Origin of the sequence: Thioclava electrotropha (assembly GCF_002085925.2) — a bacterium.
Classification (GTDB): Bacteria; Pseudomonadota; Alphaproteobacteria; order Rhodobacterales; family Rhodobacteraceae; genus Thioclava; species Thioclava electrotropha.
Genome location: NZ_CP053562.1, coordinates 1348233 through 1367412 on the forward strand (window position 1 = coordinate 1348233; position 19180 = coordinate 1367412).

At 63.8% G+C, this 19180-nt stretch carries 17 protein-coding genes; 6 read left to right on the forward strand and 11 right to left on the reverse strand.

Going from position 1 to position 19180, the window contains the following annotated elements; all coding sequences use genetic code 11:
• Nucleotides 1–269 precede the first annotated feature (269 nt).
• Complete coding sequence (locus tag AKL02_RS06420) at nt 270–701, reverse strand: autoinducer binding domain-containing protein (protein ID WP_078539643.1); 432 nt, start codon at nt 699–701, stop codon at nt 270–272.
• Between the two features lie 126 nt (nt 702–827).
• Between AKL02_RS06420 and AKL02_RS06425 the strand changes: the two genes are divergently transcribed.
• Nucleotides 828–1403, forward strand: a complete 576-nt coding sequence (locus AKL02_RS06425) for a response regulator transcription factor (protein ID WP_165756909.1) — start codon at nt 828–830, stop codon at nt 1401–1403.
• Nucleotides 1404–1476: 73 nt separating this feature from the next.
• Nucleotides 1477–2142 (forward strand): acyl-homoserine-lactone synthase, encoded by a 666-nt coding sequence (locus tag AKL02_RS06430; RefSeq protein ID WP_083074849.1) that lies wholly within the window; start codon nt 1477–1479, stop codon nt 2140–2142.
• A 102-nt stretch (nt 2143–2244) separates the two neighbouring features.
• Here AKL02_RS06430 and AKL02_RS06435 read toward each other — a convergent pair whose 3' ends face one another.
• From AKL02_RS06435 to AKL02_RS06450, 4 genes are all read right to left on the reverse strand, one after another.
• Nucleotides 2245–2676, reverse strand: a complete 432-nt coding sequence (locus AKL02_RS06435) for a universal stress protein (protein ID WP_083074852.1) — start codon at nt 2674–2676, stop codon at nt 2245–2247.
• Complete coding sequence (locus tag AKL02_RS06440) at nt 2673–5288, reverse strand: TRAP transporter permease (protein ID WP_108722302.1); 2616 nt, start codon at nt 5286–5288, stop codon at nt 2673–2675. Before AKL02_RS06440 ends, AKL02_RS06435 begins: the two co-directional genes overlap by 4 nt.
• Before the next feature lie 108 nt (nt 5289–5396).
• Nucleotides 5397–6371, reverse strand: coding sequence for a TAXI family TRAP transporter solute-binding subunit (locus tag AKL02_RS06445; RefSeq protein ID WP_078519556.1), 975 nt, complete (start codon nt 6369–6371; stop codon nt 5397–5399).
• A gap of 57 nt (nt 6372–6428) precedes the next feature.
• Complete coding sequence (locus AKL02_RS06450; RefSeq protein WP_232621726.1) at nt 6429–7292, reverse strand: MurR/RpiR family transcriptional regulator; 864 nt, start codon at nt 7290–7292, stop codon at nt 6429–6431.
• Nucleotides 7293–7433: 141 nt separating this feature from the next.
• On the opposite strand from AKL02_RS06450, the gene AKL02_RS06455 reads away from it, so the two are divergent.
• Together AKL02_RS06455 and AKL02_RS06460 are read left to right on the forward strand one after the other, a co-directional pair.
• Nucleotides 7434–8756, forward strand: a complete 1323-nt coding sequence (locus AKL02_RS06455) for an aspartate aminotransferase family protein (protein ID WP_078603876.1) — start codon at nt 7434–7436, stop codon at nt 8754–8756.
• On the forward strand, nt 8753–9505 hold the full coding sequence (locus AKL02_RS06460) for a beta-keto acid cleavage family enzyme (protein WP_083074855.1): 753 nt from the start codon (nt 8753–8755) through the stop codon (nt 9503–9505). The genes AKL02_RS06455 and AKL02_RS06460 overlap by 4 nt, the downstream gene beginning before the upstream one ends.
• Here AKL02_RS06460 and AKL02_RS06465 read toward each other — a convergent pair.
• Genes AKL02_RS06465 through AKL02_RS06485 form a run of 5 tightly spaced genes read right to left on the reverse strand, consistent with a single transcriptional unit; the run spans nt 9502 to nt 14220 of the window.
• Nucleotides 9502–10926 carry a dihydrolipoyl dehydrogenase gene (locus AKL02_RS06465; protein WP_083074857.1) on the reverse strand — a complete coding sequence of 475 codons (1425 nt, stop codon included), beginning with the start codon at nt 10924–10926 and terminating at the stop codon, nt 9502–9504. The genes AKL02_RS06460 and AKL02_RS06465 overlap by 4 nt on opposite strands.
• 34 nt (nt 10927–10960) lie before the next feature.
• Nucleotides 10961–11704 (reverse strand): glycosyltransferase family 2 protein, encoded by a 744-nt coding sequence (locus AKL02_RS06470; protein WP_083074860.1) that lies wholly within the window; start codon nt 11702–11704, stop codon nt 10961–10963.
• Nucleotides 11701–12276: a DedA family protein gene (locus AKL02_RS06475; RefSeq protein ID WP_078519551.1), complete on the reverse strand. Its 576-nt coding sequence runs from the start codon at nt 12274–12276 to the stop codon at nt 11701–11703. The genes AKL02_RS06470 and AKL02_RS06475 overlap by 4 nt, the downstream gene beginning before the upstream one ends.
• Nucleotides 12277–12280: 4 nt before the next feature.
• Nucleotides 12281–13420, reverse strand: a complete 1140-nt coding sequence (locus AKL02_RS06480) for a ceramide glucosyltransferase (protein WP_083074863.1) — start codon at nt 13418–13420, stop codon at nt 12281–12283.
• The gene (locus tag AKL02_RS06485; protein ID WP_083074866.1) at nt 13417–14220 is read right to left on the reverse strand and encodes a UDP-2,3-diacylglucosamine diphosphatase; all 804 of its coding nucleotides are present in this window, start codon (nt 14218–14220) and stop codon (nt 13417–13419) included. Before AKL02_RS06485 ends, AKL02_RS06480 begins: the two co-directional genes overlap by 4 nt.
• Nucleotides 14221–14546: 326 nt before the next feature.
• On the opposite strand from AKL02_RS06485, the gene uraH reads away from it, so the two are divergent.
• A complete protein-coding gene (gene uraH, locus AKL02_RS06490; RefSeq protein ID WP_083074869.1) occupies nt 14547–14903 on the forward strand; it encodes a hydroxyisourate hydrolase in 357 nt (118 codons plus the stop codon).
• 122 nt (nt 14904–15025) lie between these two features.
• A complete protein-coding gene (locus AKL02_RS06495) occupies nt 15026–16324 on the forward strand; it encodes a urate hydroxylase PuuD (protein ID WP_083074872.1) in 1299 nt (432 codons plus the stop codon).
• 42 nt (nt 16325–16366) lie between these two features.
• Here AKL02_RS06495 and AKL02_RS06500 read toward each other — a convergent pair whose 3' ends face one another.
• On the reverse strand, nt 16367–18970 hold the full coding sequence (locus tag AKL02_RS06500) for a methyl-accepting chemotaxis protein (protein ID WP_083074875.1): 2604 nt from the start codon (nt 18968–18970) through the stop codon (nt 16367–16369).
• Between the last annotated feature and the right edge of the window lie 210 nt (nt 18971–19180).

Here is a 19180-nt window from a genome sequence, read left to right on the forward strand (position 1 = left end):
AGGTCAACTTAATCGCTCTGGGCCGGACCAGGCCCGTCGATCCCGATTACAGATATTTCAAAAGGGTAGGGGGCGATTTTCGGGCCGATCAAGCGAAAGCAAAGCTTTTCGACCGAAATTCGGAAGGCCGAAAAAAATCGACCTTCCGATAGATGAAGTTTGCACGCTAAGGTTGAGTGCGGCGCTGCCGGTTCGACTTCTCGTCTTCGCGCCTATCCCTTGATTCGACTTGGACAATCGAGCCGAGAGAAGGGCAAAAGCGCCTTTTCTCAAAGGTCGGAAAGGCCCGCCGTCAGGTTGTGCAGGCGCCGGGTCTTCTCAAGCAGGTCTTGCGCTTCGTCCTCGGAGAAGGGGGCGCTGGATCGGGTGAACCCCGAAATCGAGCGCGAGCCGTTCTCCAGCACTGCGCAGGTCAGGCCATTATAAAGTCCGTGGGATTTCGCACCTTTCAGAACCCCCTTGGGGTCGTCAAGATCGTCCCACCGCACGATACCCACATGCTGCAAGCCCCACAGGACGACAGGGTCGTCCATCATCATGCCCTTTTCGCTATATTCGTCGATCCATGGCTCGGGATATGTGCGATAAAGGATGTTCGGGCGGGTGAAGCGGATATGCAGGGCAAATGCGAAACCGGTGTCGCAGGTTTGCCCGAGGTCCTCTAGCAGGCTGGCGATTTCCTTGCGGTTTGCTGTTTCCATCACGGGAATTCGTCTTTAGGTTGTTGGTACAAGGCTGCAGCGACGCGTGCGACGGTAGGCTGCGACCGCAGTGAGTGCAAGTGAATTGACCATCAGAATATGGAACTGAGGGATTGCGAAAAGCGATTGAATGAAATCGCCCCGGCCGGGTTTTACCTCGCGCTCAGGGTTGGATATGCATTTCCCGAAGCCGAACTCAACCGTCTGAACAGCGACTGGGTCGACATGTACACCCAGCACGGTCTGGTCGTGCAGGACCCTTCGATGCACTGGGTCTACCACAATGTCGGGTATGTGCGCTGGGTCGACCTGGAGGACGATCCCCGAGACGTCGTCGGCATGGCCCGCCGGATGGGGCTGACCTACGCCGCCACAATCTCTTACAACACGCCAAGCGATGCCGGGCGACGCAGCCACGCGGTCCTGTTCCGGTCGGATCGCGATTTCACCGATGCCGAGCTTCATGAAGCTTTCGATATGCTCAAGGCCTTGCATGTCGACGCCTCGCAACGCTCGCTCACGGATGCCGAAATCGAGGCGATCCGCTTCCGCGCCGACGGGCTCTTGATCAAACAGATCGCCGCGGAACTCGCAATTTCCGAAAGCGGCGTGAAAGCGCGGCTGTCTTCTGCGAGCCGAAAACTGGGGGCGCGAAATGCGATTGAAATGCTCGCAATCGCGACTTCAAGGCGACTGATCTAGGTTTATACAACCTAAAAGAGTGAATTTTTCACAAATTCGTGGTTTCGATGGAGCTATCCAGAAGGAGGCTCCAATGCAAAACTGCACTTTCGAATTCTCGCAACTTCACCGCTTCGGCACCGCTTTTTACGACTTCCTGCGCCTGCGCAAGGAGGTCTTCGTCGACACGCTCGGTTGGGACGTGCCGCATAATGACGAAGTAGAAATGGATCAATACGATACGCCTCTGGCGCATTACTCGCTCGTGCTGAAGGACGGGCAGGTGGTGGGCGGGGCAAGGGTCATGTCGACCGCGGCGATCTGGGGCGGCAACACCTACATGCTGCGCGACGCGCATCTGGGGAAGTTGCCCCATATCCCGCCGGAAATCCTGCCGACCGAAATCGCGAGCGAGAGGGTCTGGGAATGCACGCGGCTGGTGATTTCCGACGCGCTGACTACGCAGGCGGAACGCTCGACCTGTCTGCGGCTCATCGTCGACGGGCTGGTGGAGCGCGCCGGGGAACGCGGCGCGGACGAGTTGATCTGCCTCTCCTCGCTCGCCCTGATGCGCGCGCTGCGCCAACTTGGCTACGATGTGAGCCGGATGGGCCCGACCTACCGCAACGACGAGGATGGGCGCCAATACGCGGCGCTGCGGATGCCTGCGGAATATTCCACGCAGCGGCGTCGTGAAATGGCCGAAGCCTGTGTGATCGCAGCTCAGTCGGCCCCGCGCCAGTTGCATACTGCCGCCTGATCTAGGGCAGCCTGTTCCGGGGCCGCCTGATCCGGGCTCCGATAGAAAAAGGGCGCGCCCATCGTCCGGGCGCGCCCTTAGCTTTTGGCGTCGGTCGCGCGCTCAGCGCACGACGAAGACGCAGCAATTCGAGTGCCGCACGACCCGCGCGGCGTTCGGCCCGAGCAGGTAATCGCTGAGATCGGGACGGTGCGCCCCGAGCACGATCATGTCCGCGCCGTCCTTTTCGGCCAGCGACAGGATCTCGTGATAGGCGGTGCCGACGCCCACGATGTGGCGCACCTTCGCGTTCACCTCGGGGCCGACCACCTCGGCGACGAAGTCATGCAGCAGCTCGCGCGCATGCTCCTTCGCTTTCGCGGTGTGATCGTCCGAGAAGAAGGCCCCGACCACCGCCGAGCCGTAATCGGGCACCACGGTGATCACGTCGAGCTGTGCGCCTTCCATCTTGGCCAGCCGCGCCGCCCATTCGAGCACTTTGCGCTCGGTCTTGGGGCGGTTCATGTCGATCGCGCAGAGAATGGTATTGGTCATGCCGGTTCTCCTTCAGCAAAGGCCGCGTCGTCGTCTTCCTTGCGCCGATTTTGCAGGAAAGCGATGAGCGCGAGAAGGGCGAAGGCGGGGATGAACATCAGCTCTTTGGGGAGCTGGTCGTTCGGCACCTTCACGTTGGACAGGGTGACGGGATTGTCGCCGTAGAAGTCGAAGCCCTGCAGTTTGGTCTGCAGCTCCGTGCCGAACATCGGCTCGTCCGCGACCATCTTGCCGTCCGTCTCGGTGAAGCTCAGGCCGAGCTTGTCGAGCCGGTCCTGACCCGTCGCGCCCTCGGGCACCTTGACCAGCACCGTCATGTCCTTCGGATCGCCCGTCGTATAATCGGGCCCCGAGAAGACCAGCCGCAACTCGCGACCGACCGGCGCCTTGTCGAGACGCTGCGTGATATTGGCAGGCGGCACCTCGTTATAGGGCGGCTCGATCATGTTCATGAAATAGCCGGGACGGAACAGGGTGAACGCGATCAGAAGCAGCGCCACCGTCTCCCAGATCTTCGAACGGGTGATGAACCAGCCCATCGTGCCTGCGGTGAAGACGAGGATGCCGATCGTAGCCACGATGAAGACGAAGATCGCCTGATACCAGGTCACGTCGATCAGCAGCAGGTCGGTGTTGAAGATGAACACGAAGGGCAGGGCGACCGTGCGCAGCGAATAGAAGAAGGCGGTGAAGCCCGTCTTGATCGCATCGCCGCCAGAGACCGCCGCCGCCGCGAAACTCGCTAGCCCCACCGGTGGCGTCACATCGGCCATGATCCCGAAGTAGAACACGAACAGGTGCACCGCGATCAGCGGCACCACGAGGCCCGATTGCGCGCCCAGATGGACGACCACGCCCACCATTAGCGAACTGACGACGATGTAGTTCGCCGTGGTCGGCAGGCCCATCCCTAGGATCAGCGACAGGATCGCCACGAAGATCAGCATCAGGATCAGGTTGCCGCCCGAGAGGAACTCGACGAAATCGGCCATCACCTGACCGATCCCGGTCAGCGAGACGGTGCCCACGATGATCCCGGCGGTGGCCGTGGCCAGACCGATCCCGATCATGTTGCGCGCGCCATCGATCATGCCGCCGATCAGGTCGAGAACACCTTCACGGAAGCGGCTCATGGGCGCACTCTCGCCGCGGAACATCGCCTTGAGCGGTTTCTGCGTAAGCAGGATGAAGAACAGCAGGAACGAGGCCCAGAAGGCCGACAGGCCCGGCGATTTGCGCTCGATCATCAGGAAATAGACCAGCACGACGATCGGCAGCAGGTAGTAGAGGCCCGCCTTATAGATGTCCTTGATCTCGGGAAGCTTCACGATCTCCGAATTCGGATCGTCCGGCTCCAGATCGGGCGCTTTCGCAGCGACCCAGACGAGGCCGAGATAGACCACAACGACGAGCAGGGCGAGAACCCAGGCCGCGCCTTCGGGCACCATCGAAGTGATGAGGCGCACCGGGAATTGCGTGGCGTAGCACAGGGCCGCGAAGCCCGCGAAGAAGGCGAACATGCCAAAGGCGGTGCGCCAGACCGAGACCACGCGGTCGCCGATCGTCGGCATCCGGTTTTTCACCGCCTCAAGGTGCACGATGTAGAACAGTGCGATGTAGGAGATGATCGCCGGGATGAAGGCGTGTTTGATGACCTCCAGATAGGAGATGCCGACATATTCCACCATCAGGAAGGCGGCAGCCCCCATCACCGGGGGCATGATCTGGCCGTTGACCGAAGAGGCCACCTCGACCGAACCCGCCTTCTCAGCCGAGAAGCCCACGCGCTTCATCAGCGGAATGGTGAAGGTGCCGGTGGTGACGACGTTCGCGATCGACGAGCCCGAGATCAGGCCGGTCGCGGCAGAGCCCACGACGGCGGCTTTTGCCGGGCCGCCGCGCAGATGGCCGAGCGCGCCGAAGGCCATCTGGATGAAGTAGTTGCCCGCGCCGGCTTTCTCGAGAAGCGCGCCGAACAGCACGAAGAGGAAGACGAACTTGGTCGAGACGCCAAGCGCGATGCCGAACACCCCCTCGGAGGTGATCCACATATGCGACATGGCCTTGCGCAGGCTCGCGCCGGCCCAGCGGATCTGTTCGGGGAAGAACTCGGAGGAGCCGAAGAAGACGTAGCACAGGAACACGATCGCCAGCAGGACCATGATGGGCCCGAGCGTGCGATAGGCTGCGATGAAGAGGAAGATGATGCCGAGGACGGAGATATAGGCGTCCTGCATATCGGCGAGCCCGCCATTGTCGACGATCTTCTGGTAGAAGAAATAGCCGTACATCGAGAGCAGCGCACCGCCGACCGCGAGGATCCAGTCATACCACGGCACATGGTCCTTGGGTGAGGATTTGAACAGCGGATACGCCATCGCCGAGAGGAAGATGGCATAGGCCAGATGGATCTGGCGGGCGTTGTTGATCAGGTCGCCCGGCAGCACATACGGCCCGATGGGCGAAGCCAGAAGCACCTGAAAGATCGACCAGCTCAGCGCCACCACGGCGACCATGAGCCCGACCCATCCCTTGGGGCTGCGTGCCCCGCTGTCAGAAGCCTGGACGAGCTCCTGTAATTCCTGTTCGTTCAAGGCGCGATTTTCCGCCATCGTTCCCCCTAGCGGCCCAACGGGCCGTCCGCCTGTTCCGGCATGATCTTAAAGCTGAAACTAAAAAAGGCGGGCACGCAAGCGCGCCCGCCCAGTTATACGCAGGGCTTATTTGATCCAGCCCTGCTCCTTATAGTACTTCAGAGCGCCCGGATGGATCGGAGCCGAGATGCCCTTGGTGACCATTTCTTCCGGCGTCAGATGCGCGAAAGCCGGGTGCAGCTTCTTGAACTCGTCGAAGTTGTCGAAGACCGACTTCACCAGAGCGTAGACGACGTCATCGGGCTCATCGGCCGAGGTCACGAGGGTCGCGCGCACACCGAAGGTCTGCGTGTCGTCGGGGTTGCCGCGATACATGCCGCCCGGAATGGTGGCTTTCGCGTAGTAGGGGTTGTCGGCGACCAGCTTGTCGACCGCGTCACCCGTGACGTTCACGAGGGTCGCGTCGCACGAGGTGGTGGCTTCCTGGATCGAACCCGAGGGGTGACCCACGGTGTAGACCATCGCGTCGATCTGGTTGTCGCAGAGCGCTTTCGACTGCTCGGCTGCCTTCAGCTCGGTTGCGAGCGCGAAGTCCGAGGTTTTCCAGCCCATCGCGTCCATCAGCACTTCCATGGTGCCGCGCTGACCCGAACCGGGGTTGCCGATGTTCACGCGCTTGCCCTTGAGGTCGGCGAAGTTCTTGATGCCGCTATCGGCACGCGCGACGACGGTGAAGGGCTCGGGGTGGATCGAGAACACCGCGCGCAGCTTCTCGAACGGACCTTGATCGGAGAACTTCGAGTCGCCCTTGTAGGCGTGGTACTGCCAGTCCGACTGGGCGATGCCGAAGTCCAGCTCGCCCGAACGGATCGTGTTGATGTTGTAGACCGAACCGCCGGTGGATTCGACCGAGCAACGCACGCCGGTTTCCTTGTGGCTCTTGTTCATCAGGCGGCAGATCGCGCCACCGGTCGGGTAGTAGACGCCCGTGACGCCGCCGGTCCCGATGGTGATGAAGGTCTCGTCGGCTGCGTTCGCCGCGGGCGCGAACAGCGCACCGGCGACGGCCGCGATGGCCCCGAGTTTGAAGAACTTTTTCATTGAGTAACTCCCGTTGGTCGTTTTTGGGTCTCGGTTCAAAGATACGGTCCGCGTCGGTCAGCGCGCATAGACTTCGTCGAGAAGCCTGTTGCGCCGTTCGACCTCGGCGATCCGTTCGGTTGCGCGGGGTCCCGCGCGCTTCGCCACCAGCGCCAGAATTGCTTCGAGCAAGAACAGCGTGGCGACGTAACTCGTGTAGAAATGCGGGCTGTCGGTGGGCACGATGAAGGTCTCATCGGCCGCGTGCAGCGCCGGACAGCTGCGGCTGTCGGTAATCAGCGCGACATAGGCGCCCTGTTCATGGGCATGGATCGCGCTGCGGATGGTGGAGCGCGCGAAGGGCGGCTTGGTGATGACCAGAACCGCGTCGCGCTCGTCGAGCCCCGCGAGCGTGGCGCCCAGCGACGAGCCCGCCCGTGCGCCCAGCTCCCAGTTATCGCCGAGGAAATTGGCGATATAGGCGGTGTATTCCGCGATCCCCGTCGAGCCGAGCGCGCCCAGCAGCACCACCCGGCGTGCAGCGGCGAGCTTGTCGGCCACGGCCTCGAGACGTCCCGGTTCGATCGCGGCGGTCAGGGCTGCGATATTGTCCTGCGTCGCCGCGGCATAACGGTTGAGGAAGCTGCTCTGCGGATCGACGGCATCCTTCTGCAGCCGATCGGCGCGGTCCGCGAAGGGGGACACACGGCGACCGATCTGGTCGCGCATGGTCTCGCGCAGCTCTTCGAAATTCTCGTATTCGAGCGCATGGGCGAGGCGGGTGAAGGTCGCGGGCGCAAGGTTCGATTCGCTCGCCAGCGTGCGCAGCGAACGGGTGGCGATGCTCACCGGGTTGTCTGCAATATAGTCTCCCGCCTCACGCAAGCGCGCGGAAAGGTTGCCATATTGCGCAGCCAATCGCTGTTCGAAACTGCCGGACAATGCTCCTCCCCAGGTTCCATCACCAGTTATCGCGTTGAGGTGACCGTTTCAATTGTTTCATATATTGTCAATGCGCAAAACATATGTTTCATGGGGTAATCAGCGATCCTCACGCATTCTTGTCCCGAAGGAGGGACCGATATGAGTCACGTATTCCCCCGCCACACGAAGTCCAATCCGCCCTTGGCGGTGAAGGGCGACGGTATCTACATCCTCGACGCCAACGGGAAGCGATATCTCGATGGGTCCGGGGGCGCGGCGGTCTCCTGCCTCGGTCACTCTGACGCTGACGTGACTGCGGCGATCAAGGCTCAGATCGACAATATCGCCTTCGCGCACACGAGTTTCTTCACCTCCGAACCCGCCGAACGACTGGCAGATCGCCTCATCGCTCACGCGCCGGGGAGCTTGGATCGCGTCTATTTCACGTCCGGGGGATCGGAGGCGGTGGAAAGCGCGCTGAAGATGGCGCGGCAGTATTTCGTCGAGAAGGGCGAGCCGAGCCGGTCGCATTTCATCGCGCGCCGCCAGTCCTATCACGGCAATACGCTGGGCGCGCTGGCCGCTGGCGGCAATGCGTGGCGTCGCGAGAAGTTCAACCCGCTGCTGATCGATGTGAGCCATATCGCGCCCGTGCATGAATACCGCTGGCGCGAGGAAGGCGAGACGGCCGAGGAATACGGTCTGCGCGTCGCCAACGAGCTGGAGGCCGAGATTCAGCGCCTCGGGGCGGAGAACGTGATCGGCTTCATCGCCGAGCCGGTCGTCGGCGCCACGATGGGCGCGGTGCCCCCGGTGAAGGGCTATTTCAAGCGCATCCGCGAAATCTGCGATCAATACGGCATCCTGCTGATCCTCGACGAGGTGATGTGCGGGATGGGCCGGACCGGCACGCTGTTCGCCTGCGAGCAGGACGGGATTGCGCCCGATATCGTCACCATCGCGAAGGGGCTCGGCGCGGGCTACCAGCCCATCGGGGCGGCGCTCTGCACCTCCGAGATTTACGACGCCTTCGTCAACGGCTCGGGCTTCTTCCAGCACGGCCACACCTATATCGGCCACCCGACTGCGACCGCTGCGGGCGATGCGGTGGTCAAGAAGCTGACCGAGGGCGGACTGGTCGCGCGGGCGGCGCAGCAGGGCGAAGTGCTCGACGCGGCATTGCGCGAGGCGTTCGGCCAGCATCCGCATATCGGCGACATTCGCGGGCGGGGCATGTTCCGCGGCCTCGAAATCGTAGCCGACCGCGCCACGAAAGAGCCGATGGACCCGGCCAAGGCCATCAACAAGAAGCTCAAGGCGGCAGCCTTCGAGGCGGGGCTCGTCTGCTACCCGATGGGCGGCACGATCGACGGCCAGCGCGGCGACCACATTCTGCTCGCGCCGCCGTTCATCATCACCGACGACCAGATCGGGGAATTGGTGGACAAGCTCGGCACCGCGATCCGCGAGGTTCTCGGGTGAGCCTGCCGCATATCATGGTCGCGCCGAACGGGGCGACCAAGACGAAGACCGATCACCCGGCGCTGCCGATCACCTTGGACGAGATCGCGCAGACCGCGCTGGCCTGCCGTGACGCCGGGGCAGGGGCGCTGCATCTGCATCTGCGCGACGATGCGGGCAGACATCTGCTCGATACTGGCGCCTATGCCGAGGCGCTGGCCCATCTGCACCCGCGTCTGGGCGAGATGGCGATCCAGATCACCACCGAGTCCGCAGGGCGCTACGAACCGGGGCATCAGCGCTACGTCGCGTTGAACTCGGGCGCGCAGATGGTTTCGGTTTCGGCGCGCGAGATGCTGCGCGACCATGAATTGCTGGCGATACGGTTTTACGAAGAGGCGGCGGAACGTGGGATCGCGATCCAGCATATCCTCTACTCCCGCGAGGATGCCGAGGCGCTGGTGCATGTACTGCCGGATCGCCTGCTGCGCGATCCCGGGCTGCAACTGATCTTCGTGATGGGTCGCTATGTTGCGGGGCAGGTCTCGACGCCTGCGATGCTCGACCCGTTCCTCGACTGGATGCAGGCCGAGGCGATCACCCCGGACTGGGCGATCTGCGCCTTCGGTTCGGGCGAGACCGACTGCCTGCGCAATGCGCTCGCCAAGGGCGGCAAGGCGCGGGTCGGGTTCGAGAACTCGCTGGTGATGGCGGACGGCACCACCGCGCCCGACAACGCCGCGCGCGTGGCCGAGATCGCAGCCCTTTAATCGAGCGCCGGATGCCCTTTTTCGGGGCAATCGGAGAGGTCCGAGCGGTCCTCATCGGGAAGCTGCTTGGAAATTTCGCGCAGGGCGCTGCGCAGGCCTTCCTCGACCACCGGGTGATAGAAGGGCATCGCCAGCATGTCGAAAACGCTCATGCCCGACTGGATCGCGAGGCCGAAGAGATGCGCGAAATGCTCGCCCTCGGGCAGCGCCATCTCGCAGCCCAGCAGCTTGCCGGTTTCGGGCTCGGCATAGACGCGGAGCATGCCATACGCCTCTTCGGCCAGCCGGGCGCGCGATTGCGTTGCGAAATCCGCGCTGCCGATCAGGATGTCCTGCCCCTCGAGGTCCTTGAAGCTTTGCCCCACGCGCACCGCATTGGGCGCGCTGAAGGCGATGGCCATCGAGGTCCGGCGGCTATAGCAGCGCGGGGCGTCGGCCACGGCGTTGCGCCCCGCGATATGCCCTTCGTCCGAGGCCTCGTGCAAAATCGGACGAATGGCATTCGCGTCGCCTGTCAGAAAGACCTGCAGATCGCCGATCTGGGTGGTTGAGGCGTCGACCTCCGGCATCCCGTGATCGTCGAGCGGCACGCCCAGCGTCTCCAGCCCGAGCCCCGCGATATTGGGGCGGCGTCCCATCGCGGCGAGCACGGCATCGGCCTCGAATTCCACGCCGCCTGCGCCTTTCACGATCAGGCTGCCCGCATCGCCTTCGGAAATCTCCGCCGGGGCGCCCAGATGCAGCGGCAGCTCCGCCGCGATCGCGTCGCGCAAGACCGCTGCGACCTCCGGGTCGGTCATGCCGGCGACGCTTTCCAGCGCGTCGAAACCCGCGACCTCGATCCCCATCCGCGCCATCGCCTGTGCCAGCTCCACCCCGATCGCGCCCATGCCGATCACCGCGATCCGCTTGGGCAGATCGTCGAGGGTGAACAGCGTGTCGGTGGTCAGGATGCGCTCGCCAAAGGTCTTCCACGGCCCCGGCAGCACCGGCGACGAACCCGTCGCGAGGATGATCGCATCGGCGGTCACCTCGCCATGGCCTTCAATCTCGATCCGGTTCGGACCGAGGAGCGTGGCGCGACCCGAGATCGCCTTGTCGCCAAGGGCTTTGGGGACCTTGCGCGGCGATTTCGTGAACCCGTCGCGCATCCGTTTCATCCGCGCCATCACGGCGGGTACGTCGATGCGCAGCGCCTCGGCGCCGGAAATCCCGAAGGCCTCGAAATCGTGGCGGCGGTGGAAGGCGTTGGCGGCTTCGATCAGCGCCTTGGAGGGCATGCAGCCGCTTTCGGCACAGGTCGTGCCCCAATGGCCATCGTTGACGATCAGGAAGTCATCGGTCGCATGGCGCACTTCGCGCAGGGCAGACAGTCCGGCCGAGCCAGAGCCGATGATAACGACGCGCGCGTGTTGTGACATGAAACCTCCGCTGATCTGTCGTGAACCGAACCGTTCAGCGAGGTATACGTTCCAACCACTTGCGCGGTAAAGCCTGCGCCTCGCCGCGAACCCGCAGGCTGCGCATCGCCACGATCTGACCCAACGCGCGATGCGGCGCGATGGTGCGGAAGATATCGCGGATCATGCGTGCGTCGGCGGCGACGCCTGCGCGCCAGTTGCCGAGCTTCGCGGATTTCATCGGACTGTCGACGCCGGGCCAGGAGACGACGGCGATCCGGGCGCGCTCTGCGATCCACAGCCGGTTCATGAACACTTCCAGCCCGAAGCGGGGCAGGGCGTTGAGCGCGTCGAGGCGCGCGCCCAGCATCTCGCGCGGGATCACCCGCTCGCCCGAGATGTAATCGAGCCCGATCATCCGCCAGATGCGCGGCGCGTTGCGGCGCAGGCTGATCGTGACATCGGCCTCCCCGCTCGCCACCGGCGCGATCAGCGCGCCCAGATCGGCATGGGTCAGCCCCAGCAGATCGCTGTCGAGCAGCAGCAGATGGCTGCCCGCGGCCTCCGCGATCCCGGCGGCCACGGCGGCCGTCTTGCCGCCATTTTGCGTCTGGCGCAGCACCCGCAGATGCGGATGGGCGTCGCGATAGCCTTCTGCGGTCTCGGCGGTGCCATCGCTCGAGCCGTCGTCGATCACGATCACCTCGGCGATCTGGCGATGGTCCAGCACACGCTCCAGCACCGCGCCGATCCGCGGGGCCTCGTTATAGGCGGGCAGAATGCAGGTGATCGTCGTCATGTGTGCGACCTCTTGCGGCGAAAGAACCAGATCGTGCCACCAAGAATGATCACGACCAGCAGGATCAGCGAGCCTTTCGACAGCCAGCTGTCGATCTTCCCGATATGCGAACCGAGCCAATAGCCGAGCGCCACGAAGGCCAGCGATTTCGGGATCGTCGCGATCAGGTTCGTGAGCATGAAAACCCAGACATTCATCCGCGCGACCCCGGCCGCGACCAGCACCGGCGCGCCCGCCGAATGGGTCAGCTTGCCGAAGACCAGCGTCTTGACCCCTTTGTTCTGGAAGTGCCGCGCCGCACTCACGAGCCGCGCGCGGCTCAGGCCCAGCTTGTCGCGCCATTTCTTGGGCATCCGGTTCAGCCCCCATCGGCCAAGCGCATAGAGCCCCAGATCGCCGACGAGATCGGCAAGGATCACGATGATCGCGACCGACCAGACCGAGAACATGTTCTGGCTGGCGAGCCACGCCGCGATCACCGTCACGATCGGCCCTTCGAGCACCGCAATCGGCGCCAGCACGGCCAGACCGTGTTTCGCCATCAATACGGAGATCGTCTCGAGGCCGATCATCAGGTTACTCCGTGACGGGGGCGTCGCTGCGGGCGACGTCCCGGTGGGTCATGTCATTGCCGCGCCAGGTGAAATCGCGCCCGAACCATGTCATCAGCCACAGCGCGGGCAGCATCGCGTCGCGGATCGCGAAGCCCGCGATGTCGCGCGCCGAGGCGGGCCAGCCCGCGATCCGGGCGAGCAGCACCTCGGCACCGTACCACAGCGCCACCAGAAGCGGCAGGGCGATCCACGGCATCGCGCCCAAAGCGGCGAGGGTAAGCGCGGCGAGGAAGGGCAGGAACGGGCCCTGCGCGATCTCGGCTGCGAAAATCATCACGAATCCGTCGCGGCGCACCTTGGACCAGCGCAACTGCCGGTCCCAGACCGCGCGGGCCGAGCGCATCCCGATCGGTTGCGCGAAAAGGTGCCGCGTCAGCCGCACCTTAAGGCCCTGACGGCGCACCAGTTTGGTCGAGGCCACGTCCTCGGCCATGTTGCGCCCCAGCGCCGCGAAACCGCCGCCCGCCATCAGAATATCGCGCCGCCAGAACAGAGATTTTCCCTGCGCGAAGCCCATCCCGATCATGTCGGCGGTCACCTGCCAGCGCGCCTGATTGGTGTTGAGGAAAGCCGCCTCCACCGCGCCCCAGAGATTGCCCGGGCGCTCGGCCACCGGCGGGGCGGATACGAGCCCGGTGCCGGGCCGCCATTCCGCCACCAGCCGCTGCAGGTAGTCGCGCGGCAGCAGCAGATTGCTGTCGGCCATCGCGAGCCACTCCGCCTCGGTCGCCGACAGCCCCTTGTGCAGGTTGTTGAGCTTCGGATTGCCCGACACCGCGTCGAGCCCCGTCAGAAGCCGCGCGCGCACCTGTGGGTTCTCCTCGATCAGGCGGCGGACCAGCGCGCAGGCCGGATCGCGCTCCGACGGCGCGCAGAAGATCACCTCGTAATTCGGGTAGTCGAGGTTGAAGGAGGAGCCCAGCGTCTCCGCGTCGAAGGGATCGACCCCGCAGACCGGGCGCATCAGCGCGATGAAGGGCAACTCGTCGGGCACCGGTTTAGCGGGGCGGGATTCGCGCCACGCGGTCATCGCGGCGCTCAGAAGATGCGCCGTGAGGGTGAGGCCCAGAAGGGCTGCGAGGGACAGCAGAAGGATCGTCATGCGCGTACCTTTGCGACGGCGGGGCGGGTGCCGGTCTCGGTGACCGCAGCGGGCTCCGCGCCCCATTGAAGAAGTTGCAATGCGCCGGAACTATCCTCGGCCAGGGCGGTCAGGCTGTCCACCCAATCGCCGCAATTGGCATAGGTCAGCCCGTCGACATCGCGCAAAGCAGGCTTGTGCGAGTGGCCGCAGATAATTCCGTCGACCCCGGCTTCGGAGGCCAGCGCGATCAGCCGATGCTCATAGCCCGAGCCGCGCGCGATTAGCTGATTGATGCCTTCGATGGCGAGTTGGATCAGGGTGCGCTCGGTCTCGGAGACATCGCGGCGACGGCGCAGCCAGGCATCGATGCCGCGGAACAGCGCGTCCATCCGGCTCCCGAAACGGGTCATCGCGTGCCAGCGCAGGATGCGCGCATCGCATTGATCGCCATGCACGATGAGGTAGCGTTGCCCGTCCGCGCCGACATGCAGCGCGGTCTCGGTAAGCTCGAAGCTGAGGAAATTCATCCCCGGCGAGCGCAAAGCCGCATCGTGGTTTCCGGGCAGATAGACGATGCGCGTCCCGGCTTCGGCATGAGCTTCGAGGGTCTCGATGATCTCGGCATGAATGTCGCCCCATTGCACGGGTCCGCCATGCCAGAGATCGAGGATATCGCCGACGAGGTAGATCGCGTCGGCCTGAACGCTTTGAAGGAAGTCGAGGATCGGGCCAGGGCTGCACCCGCGCGAACCGAGGTGGAAATCCGACAGGAAAAGGCTGCGGTAGCGTTGTTTGTTGTGATGGCGCGATCGGCTCATGTCACATCTCCGGTGGATCTGCAGGGAAGGGCAGGCACCCGGCGCCTGCGCGGAGAAGCGGAGCGGAAACAGTCGGGAAAATCACAGGCTGTATGTTGTTGCCCATAGGGTCCTTCCGCTCGTTGCTGCGCTGCCCATCGCCTTTCGACGTGACATGGATGTGACGGCTACGTGAACCTGTAATGTCACCTAGAGGCAGCTGTGCGGTGATCAACCATAAGCATGTGAAATACTAAGCAACTTCCGGTGAGCGCACGATATCTTGCGGTTTGTTTCACCCGAAAGCATAGTGATCGCGGTCTCGACGATTGGCGAAGGAGAACGCGATGGCAGGATATCTGACCACCCATGTGCTCGACACGGCACGGGGATGCCCGGCGGAAGGGCTCAAGATCACGCTCTTCGCGCTCAACGGGGTCGACCGTGAGGTGCTGGCCGAAATGGTGACGAATGCCGATGGGCGCACCGACTCGCCGATCCTGCCGGTGGAGCGATTTCGCACCGGCCAGTTCGAGCTGGTCTTCGCCGCAGGCGACTATCTGAGGGCGAGCGGGCAGGGGGCGCCAGAGCCGCTGTTCCTCGATGAAATCCCGATCCGGTTCGGCATGAATGACGCCGGGGCGCATTACCATGTGCCGCTTCTGCTCTCGCCTTATGGCTACTCCACCTATCGCGGCAGCTGAGCGCGGGTCCTCCATCTGCTTGCGATTTGAGCATCCGGACAAAATTCGGGCGGTTCCGCCGCGCCATCGCTTGCGCTCGGGCGTGGCTTGGGAAACTCTGAGCGCAAAACGAGGGATGACGGATGGATTACACGTTTTTTCTGGAATGGGTGCAGTTTGCGGTGCGCTGGCTGCATGTGATCACCGCGATCGCGTGGATCGGGTCGTCCTTTTATTTCATCGCGCTTGATCTGGGGCTGGTGCCCGAGCCCGGTGCCCCCAAGGGGGTGCATGGCGCGGCGTGGCAGGTCCATGGCGGCGGCTTTTACCATATTCAGAAATACCTCGTCGCACCCGCGCAGATGCCCGACCGGCTGACCTGGTTCAAATGGGAAAGCTACATGACGTGGCTTTCGGGCTTTGCGATGATGGTGGTGCTCTACTGGACGCAAGCGCAGTTCTACCTGATCGACCCGCGGGTGATGGAGTTGCCCGTGTGGGGGGCGATCCTGATCTCGATCGGCTCGCTCGCGCTGGGTTGGCTCCTCTACGATCTGATCTGCAAATCGAGCTTTGGCGAGAACAACACGCGGCTGATGCTGGGCCTCTACGTCATTCTCGTCGCGATGGCTTGGGGCTATACGCAGGTTTTCTCGGGCCGCGCGGCGCTGCTGCATCTGGGCGCCTTCACCGCGACGATCATGACCGCGAATGTGTTCCTGATCATCATACCGAACCAGAAGATCGTGGTCGCGGATCTAATGGCGGGGCGCACGCCCGATCCGAAATACGGCAAGATCGCCAAGCAGCGCTCGACGCATAACAACTACCTGACGCTGCCGGTTATCTTCCTGATGCTGTCGAACCATTATCCGCTGGCCTTCGCTAGCGCGTATAACTGGCTGATCGCCTCTCTGGTGTTCCTGATGGGCGTGACGATCCGGCATTTCTTCAACACCCATCACGCCCATAAGGGCAAGCCGTGGTGGACATGGGGGGCGACCGCGGCGCTGTTCGTCGCGATCGTCTGGCTGTCCGCGATTCCGAAAGCGGATGCTGGCGAGGACATGGAGGACAGCGCGATGCTTACCCCCTTCGAGCAGCGCTTCGCCGCTGCACCCGGCTTCGACGAGGTCAGCGGGATCGTCATGGGGCGCTGTTCGATGTGCCATGCGAACGAGCCCGGCTATGAAGGGATCGGTCATGCGCCGAAGGGCATCAAGCTGGAGACACCGCGCGAAATTGCCGCCGCCGCACGGCAGATCTATGTGCAAGCCGGGCTGACCGATGCGATGCCCCCCGCGAATTTGAGCTACATGGAGCCGCAGGAGCGCGCCGCCATCCGGGCTTGGTTCCGGGCGGGCGAGGCCGGGACGAAAGGCGCAGGCGAGACGGATCGGGCGGAGGCCATGATCGCTGCGCCCCATCCCAACGCGTCGTGATTGGCGTCCCGCGTCAATGCATTCTGCAAGTTCCTTCTTCGGTTAAAAATCCTCCCAATCGTCATCTGAGGGTGGTGGCACCGCCAGCGCGGTGTTGCCCGACATGCTGACCTGCTGAGCCGATTTGGGGCGGGCTGATTGCTGCGGCGCGGATGCTGTGGGCCCGGACGTTTCGGGGGAGGTTTCTGCCGCAGCCGCATTTTCTGCAGGCGACGTGCTATCGGCCCCCTCATCCGGAGCAGCCTCGCCAAGTTTAAATTGCCCCATTGCCGCGCCGAGTTCCATCGCCTCGCGTTCGAGAACCTGGCTCGCGGCGAGTGCTTCTTCGAACATGGCCGCGTTGTGTTGGGTGACCTGATCGAGTTGGGTCACGGCGGAGTTGATTTCCGTCAGGCCTGCGCTTTGCTCCTGTGTCGCATTTGCGCTGTCCGCGACATAGGCGAGGAGATCGGAGACGGAGGACTGGATCCCGCCGAGCGCATCGCCCGCTTGGCCGACGAGGCCGACGCCGCGCTTGACCTGCGCCGAGGAGTTCGCGATCAGTTCGGCGATTTCGCGCGCCGCATCCGAGGAGCGTTGCGCGAGTGCGCGCACCTCCGAGGCGACGACGGCGAAGCCGCGCCCTGCCTCGCCAGCGCGGGCGGCCTCCACCCCGGCATTGAGGGCGAGCAGGTTGGTTTGGAAGGCGATCTCGTCGATGACGCTGGTGATCCGGCTGATCTGTTCCGAGCTCTGCTCGATTTCCGACATGGCCTGCACGGCTTCAGAGACGACGTGGCCGCTTTGTTCGGCACTGCGCCGGGCGGTTTCGACGAGGTCGTTGGCGCGACCGGCAGCGCGGGCGGCGGCCTCGACAGAGGCGGTGATCTCGTTGAGCGCTGCGGCGGTTTCTTCCAGCGTGGCTGCCTGCCGTTCGGTGCGTCGCGCCATATCGTCGGAGCTCGACGAGATCTGCCGCGCCTCGGTGCGGATCGATCCGGCATTGTCGAGCACCTTGCGCATCGCGCCCCGCAGATCGCCGATCGCGCTGTTGAAATCGCTGCGCAAAGCCTTGTAGTCGCCTTCGAATTCGGTGGTGATCTCGGCCATGAGGTCCCCGGCAGAGAGCCCCGCCAAGGCCGATTTCAGCGTCTCCACGATGTTCTGTTGGGCGGCCATCATCGCGCTTCGCTCGGCCCGCCGGGCTTCGGCTTCCAGATGTTGTTGCGTTCGGTCGCTCGCAAGAACGCTGAACATGACCATCTTGCCGTCCGTATCGAGGATCGGATTGACCGAGCCTTCGAGCCAGGCCTGACGGCCATCGGCGCAGCGCAGCACGAGCATGCCCGCAAAGGGCTGGGGGTCGCGCTGGAGGATTTCGCAGACTGGCTGCCCTTCGAAGGTGATCTGACCGGCGACGGACATTCCCTCCATCTTTGCGCGGGGCGCACCAAAAACCTCGGCAAATGCGTCGTTGACCGTGTCGATCGTCACGTCAGGGCGCAGATCGACTCGTAGCAGGTTGGCGTCGATCGCGGAAATCAAAGAGGCGTTTCGCTGTTCTTCGGTGATGTTGCGCCATTGCGAGACATGGCCGATCTTCTCCCCGGCCTCGTCGATGACGGGACTGACGAGGGCGAGAATCGCCCCGGCACGCATCCGTCCTTCGAGCGTGAGCGTGTCGCGCGCGCCATCGTCGAGGGCGGCGGCCGTTGTCGTGCCCGCCGGCAAGATGCGATCCGCGCGCGTTCCCAAGAGCTTGTCGGGATCGAAATCCGGGTTGTGGGCGCGAATTTCCGCAGCGAAGGGGCGCAGCAATTCCGCGGCCGCCTCATTGGCGAAGGTGATGACGTGGTCGTTGTTGGTAAGAATGATCGCGACGGTGGCGCTTTCGAGCGCGGCGCTATGCATCCGTGCGGCACGGTTATGCGATTCGGCGGTCGCGAGCTCGGACTGGAAGGTCCCCAGAGTGCGGGCGATCGCACCGATTTCGTCGCGGCGACCGGTAGCCGGGATGTCCGTATCGAGTTGTCCCCCGGCCACGGAGCGCATCGCCTCCGTCACGCGGGTGAGGGGGCGGGTGATCAGCCAGCGCGCGCCCAGCATCACACCGCCGAGAATGCCCGCGAAAATCAAAGCGGTGAAAGCGAGGTTGCGCACCATGTCCTTCTGCGCTCGAGCGATGGCGGGGGCCGGACTCCAGCGCAGGGCAATCGCGGCGATCGGCGGATCCTCCGGGGAGATGCGCAGCGGAATCGCCTCGCTCAGCCCATCTGCCGAGACCGCCCTGTCGTTGGCCTCAAGCGCGCTTTGCGCCAGAGCGATAAGCGCGGGATCGGGCGCGCCCGCCTCGGTCATAACGGTGCCGCGTCTGTTGAGCGCGATTGCGGATTGGCCTGCACCGTCCGAGCCCGCGAGCACGTTTTCTAACTCATGCGTCGCATCCGCGATCCGCCCCGTGATCAGCGCATCCGTCACCGAATCGCCGAGCATCGGCAGGATTTGGTCGAGATGTGCCCGCGCTGCCTCATTGGCGCGACGATGGTTCGAATTGATCGTGAGCAGCGTCATCAGCGTCGCGAACACGAACCCCGCCGCCGCGATCAGGATCAGCAATTTGAGCATCACGGTGTGCCAGGCGCTTGCACCAGCCTCGGATTTGGACATGTCCGCCTCATTTTTCCACACGGGCGCATTCCCGCAAAATCGCCGACACGCTACGTCCAGACCCTTTCCATGCGATTAACACGCACCCGCCGACGGCCAATATTTGCGCCGCGGCAGCCCTTCGCGCGGGGTCAGCGCCCTTGAAGGTCCCCGATGCGGTCACTAAGACTTCTGTAAAGATCACACGCTATGAACAGCGTCGAACGACCA